Origin of the sequence: Leucobacter chromiireducens, from assembly GCF_051993095.1 — a bacterium.
GTDB lineage: Bacteria > Actinomycetota > Actinomycetes > Actinomycetales > Microbacteriaceae > Leucobacter > Leucobacter chromiireducens.
Genome location: NZ_CP197024.1, coordinates 2,022,500 through 2,035,871 on the forward strand (window position 1 = coordinate 2,022,500; position 13,372 = coordinate 2,035,871).

The 13,372-nt window shown below is 65.0% G+C and carries 9 protein-coding genes and 1 rRNA gene; all 10 read right to left on the minus strand.

Annotation, left to right across the window (positions count from 1 at the left end; all coding sequences use genetic code 11):
- Positions 1–312 precede the first annotated feature (312 nt).
- A 16S ribosomal RNA gene (locus ACR81A_RS09115) occupies positions 313–1,835 on the minus strand.
- A 528-nt stretch (positions 1,836–2,363) separates the two neighbouring features.
- The gene (gene gatB / locus ACR81A_RS09120) at positions 2,364–3,878 is read right to left on the minus strand and encodes an Asp-tRNA(Asn)/Glu-tRNA(Gln) amidotransferase subunit GatB (RefSeq protein ID WP_202381453.1); all 1,515 of its coding nucleotides are present in this window, start codon (positions 3,876–3,878) and stop codon (positions 2,364–2,366) included.
- Positions 3,878–5,413, minus strand: coding sequence for an Asp-tRNA(Asn)/Glu-tRNA(Gln) amidotransferase subunit GatA (gatA, locus tag ACR81A_RS09125; protein ID WP_202381452.1), 1,536 nt, complete (start codon positions 5,411–5,413; stop codon positions 3,878–3,880). Before gatA ends, gatB begins: the two co-directional genes overlap by 1 nt.
- Positions 5,413–5,748: an Asp-tRNA(Asn)/Glu-tRNA(Gln) amidotransferase subunit GatC gene (gene gatC / locus ACR81A_RS09130; RefSeq protein ID WP_202381451.1), complete on the minus strand. Its 336-nt coding sequence runs from the start codon at positions 5,746–5,748 to the stop codon at positions 5,413–5,415. Before gatC ends, gatA begins: the two co-directional genes overlap by 1 nt.
- 71 nt (positions 5,749–5,819) lie before the next feature.
- The gene (locus ACR81A_RS09135) at positions 5,820–6,776 is read right to left on the minus strand and encodes a linear amide C-N hydrolase (RefSeq protein WP_272928862.1); all 957 of its coding nucleotides are present in this window, start codon (positions 6,774–6,776) and stop codon (positions 5,820–5,822) included.
- Between the two features lie 33 nt (positions 6,777–6,809).
- On the minus strand, positions 6,810–7,436 hold the full coding sequence (locus tag ACR81A_RS09140; protein WP_202381449.1) for a DNA-3-methyladenine glycosylase I: 627 nt from the start codon (positions 7,434–7,436) through the stop codon (positions 6,810–6,812).
- A gap of 113 nt (positions 7,437–7,549) precedes the next feature.
- Positions 7,550–9,886, minus strand: coding sequence for an NAD-dependent DNA ligase LigA (gene ligA, locus ACR81A_RS09145; RefSeq protein ID WP_202381563.1), 2,337 nt, complete (start codon positions 9,884–9,886; stop codon positions 7,550–7,552).
- Positions 9,887–10,011: 125 nt separating this feature from the next.
- Positions 10,012–11,166: a tRNA 2-thiouridine(34) synthase MnmA gene (mnmA, locus tag ACR81A_RS09150; protein WP_440311644.1), complete on the minus strand. Its 1,155-nt coding sequence runs from the start codon at positions 11,164–11,166 to the stop codon at positions 10,012–10,014.
- A 27-nt stretch (positions 11,167–11,193) separates the two neighbouring features.
- Positions 11,194–12,375, minus strand: coding sequence for an aminotransferase class V-fold PLP-dependent enzyme (locus ACR81A_RS09155; protein WP_202381447.1), 1,182 nt, complete (start codon positions 12,373–12,375; stop codon positions 11,194–11,196).
- A gap of 17 nt (positions 12,376–12,392) precedes the next feature.
- Positions 12,393–13,370 carry a tetratricopeptide repeat protein gene (locus ACR81A_RS09160; protein WP_202381446.1) on the minus strand — a complete coding sequence of 326 codons (978 nt, stop codon included), beginning with the start codon at positions 13,368–13,370 and terminating at the stop codon, positions 12,393–12,395.
- Between the last annotated feature and the right edge of the window lie 2 nt (positions 13,371–13,372).

A 13,372-nucleotide genomic window follows, 5' to 3' on the forward strand; every position in this document is an offset into this window, starting at 1 on the left:
TCAACGTACGGTCGATCCCACAATCATGAGCAACACGTCCCATAACCGCAGGTCAGAAAACCAAGTCCACCCACCCCCAAAGAGGCAGATCGGCTGGTCTTCCAGGACCCAATAGTATGCACCAGAGAAACACCAACTCACACACCCACACGTTCCAACAACCCTGTCCACGAGGAACAACGCTGCGTACTAGCACAGGCGAGCAAATCAATGCTTGCATTGTCAAATGTTCCACCCATGAGCGGTTGCGCATCACACGTGTGGTGATGATCGCACCATTCTGCAACAACAATGTTGTTGAGTGCTCCTTAGAAAGGAGGTGATCCAGCCGCACCTTCCGGTACGGCTACCTTGTTACGACTTAGTCCTAATCACCAGTCCCACCTTCGACAGCTCCCTCCACAAGGGTTAGGCCACCGGCTTCGGGTGTTACCGACTTTCATGACTTGACGGGCGGTGTGTACAAGGCCCGGGAACGTATTCACCGCAGCGTTGCTGATCTGCGATTACTAGCGACTCCGACTTCATGGGGTCGAGTTGCAGACCCCAATCCGAACTGAGACCGACTTTTTGGGATTCGCTCCACCTCGCGGTATCGCAGCCCTTTGTATCGGCCATTGTAGCATGCGTGAAGCCCAAGACATAAGGGGCATGATGATTTGACGTCATCCCCACCTTCCTCCGTGTTGACCACGGCAGTATCCCATGAGTTCCCACCATAACGTGCTGGCAACATAGGACGAGGGTTGCGCTCGTTGCCGGACTTAACCGAACATCTCACGACACGAGCTGACGACAACCATGCACCACCTGTATAGAAGTGTCCAAAGAGTTCTGTATCTCTACAGCGTTCTTCTATATGTCAAGCCTTGGTAAGGTTCTTCGCGTTGCATCGAATTAATCCGCATGCTCCGCCGCTTGTGCGGGCCCCCGTCAATTCCTTTGAGTTTTAGCCTTGCGGCCGTACTCCCCAGGCGGGGAACTTAATGCGTTAGCTACGACACAGAACCCGTGGAACAGGCCCTACATCTAGTTCCCAACGTTTACGGCATGGACTACCAGGGTATCTAATCCTGTTCGCTCCCCATGCTTTCGCTCCTCAGCGTCAGTTACGGCCCAGAGATCTGCCTTCGCCATCGGTGTTCCTCCTGATATCTGCGCATTCCACCGCTACACCAGGAATTCCAATCTCCCCTACCGCACTCTAGCCTGCCCGTACCCACTGCAGGCCCGAGGTTGAGCCTCGGGTTTTCACAGCAGACGCGACAAGCCGCCTACGAGCTCTTTACGCCCAATAATTCCGGACAACGCTTGCACCCTACGTATTACCGCGGCTGCTGGCACGTAGTTAGCCGGTGCTTTTTCTGCAGGTACCGTCACTTTCGCTTCTTCCCTACTAAAAGAGGTTTACAACCCGAAGGCCGTCATCCCTCACGCGGCGTTGCTGCATCAGGCTTGCGCCCATTGTGCAATATTCCCCACTGCTGCCTCCCGTAGGAGTCTGGGCCGTGTCTCAGTCCCAGTGTGGCCGGTCACCCTCTCAGGCCGGCTACCCGTCGTCGCCTTGGTGAGCCACTACCTCACCAACAAGCTGATAGGCCGCGAGCCCATCCTTCACCGATAAATCTTTCCCACAACAGACCATGCGGCCATTGTGCATATCCAGTATTAGACACCGTTTCCAGTGCTTATCCCAGAGTGAAGGGCAGGTTGCTCACGTGTTACTCACCCGTTCGCCACTCTTCCACCCAGCAAGCTGGGCTTCATCGTTCGACTTGCATGTGTTAAGCACGCCGCCAGCGTTCGTCCTGAGCCAGGATCAAACTCTCCGTAAAAAATTACATGCACCCTGGTAAGCGGAATAAGCCACCACGATGCGAGTTCAACCTGACAAAACGAACATCATTACTGACGTTCATATAATTTGTCCAAAAGGAATCGCCATCAACCAAACCCAAAAGGGCTTAGCGACGGGATAAATAATTGGCATTTGACAATCAAGTGCACACTATTGAGTTCTCAAAGACCAGACACCACCCGTAGAATCCCCCGAAGGAACCCTTCCGAACAGCAACTGTGCCCCAGGCAAACACCCAACCGGGCATTCGCTGCGCATTCATATAGACCGGACCGCTTCGCTTCTGCTTAGCTGCCCGGCTGCGTTGCGCTGACAAAGGAATACATTACGCAGAATCCGGGCACACCGCAAACCACACCCCGTTCCCGGGCGTGTCTCATCGTGCGGCCTGAGCTGTCCTTTCCTGGGCGCTCCCCCGGGCCTCCGACTCCTCCCCTGAGAGTGCAGAACGGGCGCGCACTCCGGGAGGAGTACGCGCCCGTTTCAGGATCACAAGTGGTGTGCGCTACTGCGCGGCACGCTCGAGCACAAGCTCGCGAACGCGTGCGGCGTCTGCCTGTCCACGCATTGCCTTCATCACCGAGCCGATGATGGCTCCTGCCGCCTGCACCTTGCCATCACGGATCTTGGCAAGCACATCGGGCTGCTCCGCAAGCGCGGCGTCAACCGCCGCGATCAGGGCGCCGTCGTCCGAGACAATTGCGAGGCCACGGGCATCAACAATCTCCTGGGCGGTGCCTTCACCGGCGATGATTCCTGCGATCACCTGGCGCGCGAGCTTGTCGTTGAGCGTTCCCTCGTCGACGAGCGCGACGACGGAAGCGATCTGCTCGGGGGTGATGAGATCCGCGGGCGCAGCGGACTGCTCGTTTGCGATGCGGGCAATCTCACCCGTCCACCACTTGCGCGCAGCCTGGGCAGGAACGCCAGCGGCAACGGTCGCCTCGATCGACGAAACGAGGCCAGCGTTGACAACATCCTGGAACTCCAGCGCTGAGAACTGCCACTCGGCCTTCAGACGACGCGTTCGCAGCGTCGGGTGCTCGGGAAGCTGCGCGCGCAACTCCTCCACGAGTTCACGCGACGGCGTCAACGGCGCAAGGTCCGGCTCCGGGAAGTAGCGGTAGTCATCCGCGTCACTCTTCGGGCGACCCGGCGAGGTCTCCCCCGTGTCCTCGTGCCAGTGACGCGTCTCCTGCGTGATGCTGCCACCCTCGCTGAGGATCTGCGCCTGACGCTGGATCTCAAACCGCACAGCGCGCTCGATCGAGCGGAGCGAGTTCACGTTCTTGGTCTCCGTGCGAGTACCGAGCACGCTCATGCCTGCGTCCTCGTTGCCGCGCGGACGCAGCGACACGTTCGCATCGCAACGCAGGTTGCCGCGCTCCATCCGAGCATCAGAGATGCCAAGCGAGAGCACCAGCTCTCGAATGGTGGCGACGTACGCCGCAGCGATCTCCGGGGTGTCTGCCTCGCCGCCGAAGATCGGGCGGGTGACAATCTCAACGAGCGGGACGCCCGCGCGGTTGTAGTCAACCAGCGAGTACTCGGCACCCTGGATGCGCCCGGTGGAGCCACCCACGTGGTTCAGCTTGCCGGCGTCCTCCTCCATGTGCGCACGCTCGATCGGAACGTGGATGACACGCCCCGAGGCCAGCTCGATCTCGACCGAGCCATCGTGGGCGATGGGATCATCGAACTGCGAGATCTGGTAGTTCTTCGCCATGTCGGGGTAGAAGTAGTTCTTGCGCGCGAAGCCAGACACTTCTGCGATCTCGCATCCGAGTGCGAGCCCCAGGCTGATTGAGTACCGTACGGCCTCATCGTTCACCACGGGGAGCGAGCCCGGCAGGCCGAGGCACACCGGGGTGAGGTTCGTGTTCGGCTCCGCACCAAAGGTGTTGGGGGCCGAGGAAAACATCTTGGTCTTCGTGTTCAGCTCGACGTGCACCTCGAGGCCGATCACGGGCTCGAAGCGCTCCAGCGCCTCGGCGTAGTCCATAAGCTTCGTCTTTGCCATTACGCGTTCGCCTTCCCGGTCGGGGCGCCTGCAAGGGACGGCGCCTGTGCCCAGAAGGGCGCTCCGTCGCGGTCGGTGATGAGCTGCTCAATCGCAGCCCCCGCCTGGTAGAGGCGTGCATCCTCAAATGCGGGAGCCATGAGCTGCAAACCGACAGGCAGTCCGTCTTCGCTTGCGGTGCCGATCGGCAGGCTGAGGCCCGGGATACCTGCGAGGTTCGCGGGAATCGTGGTCGCGTCGTTCAGGTAGTCCTGCATCGGATCGCCGCCGTGTGTGCCGAGCGCCCACGCCGTGGTCGGCGCGGTGGGCGACGCGATCACGTCCACCTGCGCGAACGCCTGGGCAAAGTCGCGCTGGATCAGGGTGCGCACTTTCTGGGCGCTGCCGTAGTACGCGTCGTAGTAGCCAGCCGACAGGGCGTACGTGCCGAGGATGATGCGTCGCTTCACCTCAGCGCCGAAGCCCGCCGCACGGGTTTCACTCATGACGCCCTCAACGGTCCCACCGCCCTGCGGCGTGACACGAAGGCCGAAGCGCACGGAATCGTACTTGGCGAGGTTACTCGAGGCTTCCGCCGGCAGAATCAGGTAGTACGCAGCGACCGCGTACTCAAAGTGAGGCGCATCGATCTCGACGATCTCCGCCCCCTGCGCGGCGAGCAGCGCAAGCGACTCGTCAAAACGAGCCTTGACCCCGGGCTGCACGCCATCGATCATGAGCTGCTTTACGACACCGACGCGGAGCCCCTTCAGGCTCGTGGGGTCGGCACCGGCGCGCGCTGCAGCCGCCATCGACGGCCACGCATGGTTCAGCGATGTGGAGTCGTGAGCATCATGCCCGGCGACGACATCGTGGAGAAGCGCAGTATCGAGCACGGTGCGCGCGCACGGCCCGATCTGGTCGAGAGAGGAGGCCAGGGCGATTGCACCGTAGCGACTCACGCCGCCGTAGGTCGGCTTCGCGCCCACGGTACCGGTGAGGGCTGCAGGCTGACGGATCGAGCCACCCGTGTCCGAGCCGAGCGCGAGCGGGGCCTCGAACGCGCCAACCGCAACCGCGGAGCCGCCGCCGGAGCCGCCCGGCACTCGCGTCTGATCCCACTGGTTGTGCGTCGGGCCGTACGCCGAGTTCTCCGTTGCGGAGCCCATGGCGAACTCGTCCATGTTCGTCTTGCCAATGTTCACAAGACCCGCCGCGCGCGCCTTGGCAACGGCGGTCGCGTCGAAGGGCGAACGGTACCCCTCGAGGATCTTCGAACCGCTCGTCGACGGCATGTCCGTCGTGACGAGAACGTCCTTGATCGCGAGCGGCACACCGGCGAGCTCACCAAGCTGCTCCCCCGCCGCGCGACGCTCATCAACCGCGCGGGCCGCGGCAAGCGACGCCTCCGCGTCGGTCGCGAGGAATGCGTGCAAGTTGCCATCCACGGCGGTGATCCGATCGAGGTGGGCCTGCGCTGCTTCAACAGCAGAGACCTCGCCGGCAGCGAGCTTTGCGGACAGCTCGGCCGCGGTCAGCTGAATCAGTTCAGACACTACTGCTCCTCCCCCAGAATCGAAGAGACGCGGAACATTCCGTCAGTGGTCTCCGGCGCATTCGCGAGCGCCTGCTCGCGAGTGAGCACGTCGGCGATCTCGTCCGGGCGGGTCACGTTGTTGAGCGGGATCGGGTGGCTCGTCGCGGGGACGTCTGCACCCGCAACTTCGCTCACCTTCGCGATGTTCTCGAGAATCGAGCCGAGCTCAGTCGTGAGCGAATCGATCTCAGCGTCGGTGAGGGCGATTCGGGAAAGACCGGCGAGATGCTGCACGGTCTCAGCCGTGATCTCTCCGCTCGATGCGGCGCGCTCGGCCGCAGAAGTTTCAGGCATGCTGCTCCATCATGGCTTCGGGTGTGGTGTCAACCCCTCTATCCTAGCGAGCAGCCAGCGCTCTCGACCCGTCAGGCCCCCTGAAACGCTTCGTTCACCTTCCCGCTGAAGCTCGTACTTGCTTCAGGGTCGAAGCGGAGTTCAGCCTCAGCGGTGAAGTCGAGCTGCGTGAGCTCCACCCATACGACGTTGGGGTTGCTCGTCGACTCGTAGAAGAACCGTCGATCGCTCAGGTCGGCGACCGTGCGCCAGCGAGTGGTCGAGACGTTCGGTCGCACGGGATCGGCCGTGCCAAACGGCGCGGAAGCATTGCGGATCACGCTGAACGCGTACGCTGCGGCGGCACGTGCGCTCTCGGTCTCGGGGAGACGGGCAGAATAGAACGCGGCACGAGCAAAGCGATCCGGCGAGTCGGTGCCGCCGGGAAGCGGCAACTCGCCACCCAATCCCGCGTAGCGCTGCTCGAGTTCCAGCTGCTCCGAGTAGACGGGAGAGTTGGCCATGACGGTGAACTCAGTGCCGTGGTGCACGACCATCTCGCCGGCGATGAACTCGATGATGGCGGAATCGCCGCTCGGATCACCCAGCGCGATGTGGCCAGTACCGGGCTTACCGCCGATATCGAGCGGGATGATCTGGACGTTGCTCTCCTGCAGCCACGCGACGGCCGCTGCGGTAGTGGCGAAGCGATCCAGCAAGCACTGAATCGCCTGCGCAAGCGCGAGACCGGGACGGGCCGCGTCGCGCTCTCCGTAGTCGGATTCTGCCAGGTAGAGCCCACTCACCTGGAGACCGACCTCGTTCAGGCCGTCCACGGCGATGGCGCCGTACATCAGACAGACGACACTGCCGTACTCCGAACGCCAGCTGAAGGACCCCGGATCCCCGGGCGCGCTCTCGCGCTCGACACCGCGCGGCCGCACAGCAAGCACCGTCCGAGTGTCCTCGAACCAGTCCATGCTGCGCCCTACCAGGACGTTTCCGCTGCCGGGCGTACCGAGCGAAGACCACAAGAATCGCGTGCACATACTTCACACATTAGCGGGCGTGTTGCCCGTGCGTCACCCCAGTACGACTGGAGTTTCGCTCCGCGTGCCATCCGTGTTCCAGAAGCCTGAGCAGCCGCGCCGATGGCTGTCCACAATGTGGGTGTCCACGATGCCAATCGCGCTCATGAGCGCGTACATCGTGGTGGGCCCGACAAAGCGGAAGCCTCTCCGCTTCAGTTCTTTCGCGAGGGCTTCCGACTCCTTCGACGTTGCAGGGACCTGTTCCTCCGTAGCGGGCGCCGGCGAGCGCTCCGGCATCGCAGACCACACCAGCTCGGTCAGGGTGGTCTCTCCTGCCGCGGCGAGGTCCTGGGTGACCCGAGCGTTGTGGATGGTCGCCTCGACCTTCCGCCGGTTTCGAACGATTCCCTCGTCTGCGAGGAGCCGCGACACGTCTGCCTCATCGAACTTCGCAACCCTCGCGGGATCGAAGTCTGCAAACGCCCGCTGGAAGGCCTCTCGTTTCTTCAGAATGGTCAGCCAGGACAGACCCGATTGAAACGCTTCGAGACTGAGACGTTCGAACACACCTCGGTCGTCGGTCACCGGCATTCCCCACTCGGTGTCGTAGTAGACCGTCAGCCGGGGATCCTGTGTGGCCCACGCGGTGCGGGTTGGAGCAGCGGCACGCTGGCTCATGTCGTTGTCCTTTCGGTCACCCGGCCCGGCGTCTCCGCGCTGGGTGGTCCCAGGCTAGTCAGCGTGCGCTCCCCCTGGAGCGCTCTGGCAGGGAATGTGGATAACTCGTGTGGCTACTCCGCAGTCAGCCCGAGCGCCGCCGGCCCCTCGGTCACGAGGATCGCGAACTGCGCAGCGTCGAGCACCGGAATGCCCAGCTCCTCTGCCTTTCCGAGTTTGGACCCTGCTCCCGGTCCGGCCGCGACAAAGTCGGTCTTCTTGGACACGCTCGATGCAGCCTTCCCACCCGCTTGGATAATCGCCTCTTTCGCGCCGTCACGTGTGAAGCCGTCGAGGCTGCCCGTCGCGACGATCGTGAGGCCAGCGAGCACGCCGCCCTCCGCTACCGCGGCGCCGGGGCCAGGGTGCCCCGGAGTCGCCCATTGAACGCCCGCAGCGGTCCACCGCTCAACGATCTCCAGATGCCAGTCGACCGTGAACCACTCCTGCAGCGACTCCGCAATGATGCCGCCCACGCCGTCGACCTCGGCCAGTTCCTCGAGCGAGGCTGCGCGGATCGCATCGAGCGAACCGAACCACTCGGCAAGCGCACGCGCCGCGACCGGCCCAACATGCCGAATGTTGAGTGACACGAGCAGCCGCCAGAGCGGCTTCGTCTTTGCGCGCTCCAGCTCCGCAAGGAACGTCTCCGCGGTCTTCGACGGCAACGTCTCGCGGTAGTTCTTCTTGATGCCCGCAGCGCGGCGCTCGGCCGGCGACTTCTCTTCCCACCCGGGCGGGTAGCTCGCGGCGCTGAGCCGCTGGAACGGCGCACGGCGCACCGGTTCACCGGTCTCCTCATCGATACGCTGCTCGCCCGTCTCAGCATCGCGCACGATCACTTCGATCGGCACGAGCTGCTCGAGCGTCAGCTCGAAGAGTCCTGCTTCCGTCTCGAGCGGCGGCGTCGCCGGGGTCTCCGGCTGGGTGAGCGCCGCGGCGGTGATCTCGCCAAGTACCTCGACGTCGAGAGCGCCTCGCGAGCCGATGTGCTCCACACGGCCGCGCACCTGCGCAGGGCACGCGCGAGCGTTCGGGCAGCGAAGGTCGATATCGCCCTCTTTCATGGCGCGAAGCGGCGTGCCGCACTCCGGGCAGGTCTCGGGCATACGCCACTCCACCTCGGAGCCGTCACGCAGCTCAAGCACGGCGCCCAATACCTCAGGGATCACATCGCCGGCCTTCCGCAGCACGACGGTGTCGCCGATGCGCACGCCCTTCGCCTGCACCACCTCCTGGTTGTGCAGGGTCGCCTGACTGACCGTGGACCCGGCGACCTTCACCGGCGCCATGACCGCGTATGGGGTTGCGCGACCGGTGCGGCCCACCCCCACTCGGATGTCGAGCAGCTTGGTGTGCACCTCCTCCGGCGGGTACTTGTAGGCAATGGCCCAGCGCGGCGCCCGGCTCGTCTCCCCGAGCTCGGAGTGCAGCGCGAGCTCATCGATCTTCACCACGATGCCATCGATCTCGTGCTCGACATCGTGCCGATGCGCCCCGCGGTCCTCGATGAACTCGGTCACCTCATCCACGGTCTCGAACACGCGCGAGTGCGGCGAGACTGGCAGGCCCCACTCTCCCAGCAGGCGGTACGCGTCCGACTGGTTCTCGAAGTCTGGGTGCTCCCATGCGCCGATCCCGTGCACGTACAGCGAGAGCCGCCCGAGTCGTTCACGCATGAGGCCCAGTTCAGCCGCAGACTTCTTCTCTGCCCGCTGCCGGAGGCTGCCCGCGGCAGTGTTTCGGGCGTTCGCGAACTCGGGGTAGCGGACCGTGATCTGATCGTCGGCCTTCCCGCGCGCCCGCTGCTCTGCCGCGTAGGCTGCCTGCAGCTCGTGCTGCCGCTCATTGAGCCAGGCGAAGTCGATCCCGCGCAGGAACACCTCACCTCGCGCTTCGAAGAACTCGGGGATCCCAGTTCCACTCAGCTCGCGCGGGATCGCAGGGATGAAGTCAACGTTTTCCGTGATGTTCTCTCCGACGCGCCCGTCACCACGGGTGGTCGCAGTTTCGAGCACCCCGTTCCGATACGCCAGGCTAATCGCGAGACCATCAATCTTCAGCTCCGAGAGCCAGCGTACGGGGCGCCCCGCCGCCGCGCGGGTCTTCTCCGCCCACTCTCGAAATTCCTCAAGTGAGAAGACATTGTCGAGGCTCAGCAGGCGTTCGGCGTGCTCGTGCTCAGGGAAACCTGCGGATACAACCGCCGCGCCGACCTCACGCGTGGGGCTATCTTGCCCGGCGAGCTCGGGGAATGCGCGCTCCAGCGCTTCAAGCCGGTGGAACTGCTCGTCGTACTCCGCGTCGGAGACAAGACTCGCGCCCTCGGAGTAGTAGGCGCGACGAAGCCGCTCAATCTCGACGGTCAGGCGCTCAGCCTCCTCGCGAGCCGCAGCAAAGTCGCTCGGCAGCGCTGCGGCCGGCTCGGACTGCGCTGCGAGCCCGGGGGTCTCAGCGGGAAGATCGGAGTTCGTGTTCACGCCACAATTCTAAAGCCGAGCCCTGACATTGCGGCGGGCGCACCCACGCGGGGTGGCTACAGTGGGCTCCTCAGCGCGATCTGCTCGAGCGGCAGTGCACGATCGATCGTGAACTGGCCGAGCACACGCGTGCCGATGTACAGCACCGCGGTCTGCCCGGGCGCAACGCCGAGCAGCGGCTCCGCGTGTTCCAGGTCAATATCGACGACGATCTCGTGACTCGCGTCGGCGCGGTGCTGCTCCGTGCGCTCGTGCTCGGTGATCGGCACGAGACGGGCGGTCGCGGGAACCGGCTCGGCGTGTGCGCGGATCTGCACCTCGCAGGTGAACTCTCGCGCGGGATCGAAGCCCGGCTCGCCAGCCCAGCTGAAGCGTCCGCCGGCGATACGCGAGATCTCCAGCTGCTCCTTGGGGCCGACGACCACCTGGTTCGACACCGGGCGGATCGAGAGCACGTAGCGCGGCTTCCCATCTGCCGCAGGACGACCGAGCTGGAGGCCGCGCCGCTGGCCCACGGTGTAGCCGTGCGCACCATCGTGCTGCCCAATCACGTCACCCTGCTCATCGAGGATCTCCCCCGGTGTGCGCGTCACGTGATCGGAGAGCCATCCGCGCGTGTCCCCATCGGGGATGAAGCAGATGTCGTGGCTGTCGGGCTTCTGCGCGACCTGGATTCCGCGCTCGGCGGCCTCCGCCCGGATAAGATCCTTCGACGGCGTGTCACCCAACGGGAAGTAGCAGTGCGCCAACTGACGCTCGGTGAGCACTCCAAGCACATAGGACTGGTCCTTCGACCAGGCGCTCGCGCGGTGCAACTCACGGCCAGCCGGACTGTCGATCAGCGTGGCGTAGTGCCCTGTCGCGACCGCATCGAATCCCAGGGCAATCGCCTTGTCGAGCAGCGCAGCAAACTTGATCTTCTCGTTGCACCGCATGCACGGGTTGGGGGTGCGTCCCGCGGCGTACTCGGCGATAAAATCGTCAACCACGTCCTCCTTGAACCGCTCGGAGAGATCCCACACGTAGAAGGGAATGCCGAGCAGGTTCGCGGCGCGCCGCGCATCCATCGCGTCCTCGATCGTGCAGCAACCCCGAGACCCCGTACGCACGGTTCCCGGCATGCGGCTGAGCGCCAGGTGCACGCCAACGACCTCGTGACCGGCTTCGACCGCGCGCGCAGCGGCGACCGCGGAGTCGACGCCTCCGCTCATAGCTGCCAAAACTTTCACCAGAGTATTCTAGGCCAGTCCGGCGGATCGTGCCCGCACCAGTGCATCCGGGAGCGCGGCGAGCAGCTGCTCAATCTCCGCGGCCTCAGAACTCGCGGCGAGCGTGAAACGCAGCGCGCCTGCAGCCTCCGCTTCAGACGCGCCGAGCGCGCGAAGCACGTGCGAGGGCTCGGCAACTCCCGCCTGGCAGGCGGAGCCCACCGACACCGACACGCCGGCGGCATCCAGGAGAAACACGAGCGAGTCGCCCTGACACCCCGGGAACGTGAAGTGCGCATTTCCGGGAAGCCGTTCCGGGCCGGGCCGCGGGCCGCGCAGCACAGCGCTCGGATCAATCTCGTGAATGCCGCCGATGAGTTCGTCTCGGAGCTGCGTGAGCCGCGCGATGGTCGCCGCACGGGGTTCCCCACCCGCACCGAGTGTTTCAGCGAGCGCTGCGGCGAATGCGACCGCGCCGGCGACATCCTGCGTTCCCGATCGTCCACGCTGCTGCGTTCCACCGTGGAACAGGGGCTCAATCGTCGCGCGGCGCGACACGAGCAGCGCGCCCACGCCAACGGGCCCGCCAATCTTGTGCGCCGAGACGCTCACCGCAGCGGCCCCGGAACGCGCGAAGTCGATGGGGATCTGGCCCAGCGCAGCGATCGCATCCACGTGGACGGGCACGCCCACCTCGGCAGCGACCGCGCAGAGCTCAGTGACCGGTTGCACGGTGCCCACTTCGTTGTTCGCCCAGAGGAACGACACCAGTGCGACCTCGCTGGGACCGGCCTCCGCGAGGGCGGCGCGCAGGGTCTCGGGATGCAGGCGGCCCTCGGCATCGAGCGGCAGCCAGATCAGCTGCGCCCCCTGCGTGTCGCGGAGCCACTCGGCGGCCTCGATCGTGGCGTGATGCTCGCCATCAGCAACCAAGATCGTCGCCCCGGATCCCGCTGCTCGGCGCCCCCAGTAGAGCCCCTTGAGTGCGAGATTGACCGACTCGGTGCCACCGCCGGTGAGAATCAGCTCGGCGTGATCGCAACCGAGTGCCGCGGCGATCTCACCGCGAGCCGTCTCGAGGCGGTCACTCGCATCCTGGCCATGCGCGTGTGTCGAAGCCGGGTTGCCCACGGTGCGAAGCGCCGCAAGGTACGCCGCCGCCACCCCGTCGGACATCGGCGAGGTGGCGGCGTGATCCAGGTATGCGCGCACGGCTGAGCGGTGCGGGATCAGTACAGGAGGTTTGCGAGTCGGCCGCGCGCCGCAATGACGCGGGGATCTGCCACGCCGACCACCTCGAAGAGTTCCAGGAGACGCTCGCGAACCGTCGCGCGATCGTCCGCGTCACTCGCGGAGAACAGCTCGAGCAGGCGGAGGAACGCGTCCTCAATATGCCCACCCGACACGTCGAGGTCGGCGACGGCGAGCTGCTCGGTGACGCCCGTGGGCGCTGCGGCCGCGGCCGAGCGGATCTCGTCTGCGGAGCGACCGCTCAGACGATCGAGCAGACGCATCTGCACGAGCGCTGCACGAGCGACGTGATCAGCCGGCGCCTTCGCGAGCACGGCCTCCCACTCCGTGATCGCCGCTGCGAAGTCGCCACGCTCGGCGGCCTCGACCGCGGCGAGGTGGGCTTCGGGGATCTGTGGTTCAGCGGGGACCTCGGGCGCTTCGCCTGCATCGGGCGCGGAGACTCGGCCGGTGACGCCGTGCTGCTCTGCGAGCTGAAGCAGCTGAGCGAACAGTTCGCGAAGCTGCGGTTCGGGCTGCACGCCCTGGAACAAGGGCACGGGGCGTCCGCCAACGAGCGCGACAACGCTCGGCACGGACTCCGCCTGGAACGCCTGCGCGAGGCCCGGGCTCGCATCCACGTCGACGCGGGCGAGCATCACGCGCCCCTCGTGCTCGCGAGTGATCTGTTCGAGCACGGGAGTGAGCGTCTGTGCGGGTTCGCTCCACGACGCGCCAAGCACAAAGACGACGGGCACGATGCTCGACAGCTGCGCGACCTGTTCGAACGCAGCGTCGGTGACATCCATGACGAGCGACGGCACGTCAACCACGCGCGAGTCAGCGCTGCTCGCACCGCCGGGCGCCCCGGGGGCACTCGCGGCAGCCCCACCCGGGGCGCCCGCCTGCGCGCGCGCCGCGAGGTGGCTGAGGTCGACCCCGCCTCCGGGGATGCGTTCGGGCATCTGCTGCGCCATGG

What these genes read in the sequence shown, in the direction of transcription:
- gatB (WP_202381453.1), bottom strand. Translation starts at nt 3,878, where the DNA reads ATGGCAAAGACGAAGCTTATGGACTACGCCGAGGCGCTGGAGCGCTTC.
- gatC (WP_202381451.1), bottom strand. Translation starts at nt 5,748, where the DNA reads ATGCCTGAAACTTCTGCGGCCGAGCGCGCCGCATCGAGCGGAGAGATC.
- ACR81A_RS09135 (WP_272928862.1), bottom strand. Translation starts at nt 6,776, where the DNA reads ATGTGCACGCGATTCTTGTGGTCTTCGCTCGGTACGCCCGGCAGCGGA.
- ACR81A_RS09140 (WP_202381449.1), bottom strand. Translation starts at nt 7,436, where the DNA reads ATGAGCCAGCGTGCCGCTGCTCCAACCCGCACCGCGTGGGCCACACAG.
- mnmA (WP_440311644.1), bottom strand. Translation starts at nt 11,166, where the DNA reads ATGAGCGGAGGCGTCGACTCCGCGGTCGCCGCTGCGCGCGCGGTCGAA.
- ACR81A_RS09160 (WP_202381446.1), bottom strand. Translation starts at nt 13,370, where the DNA reads ATGGCGCAGCAGATGCCCGAACGCATCCCCGGAGGCGGGGTCGACCTC.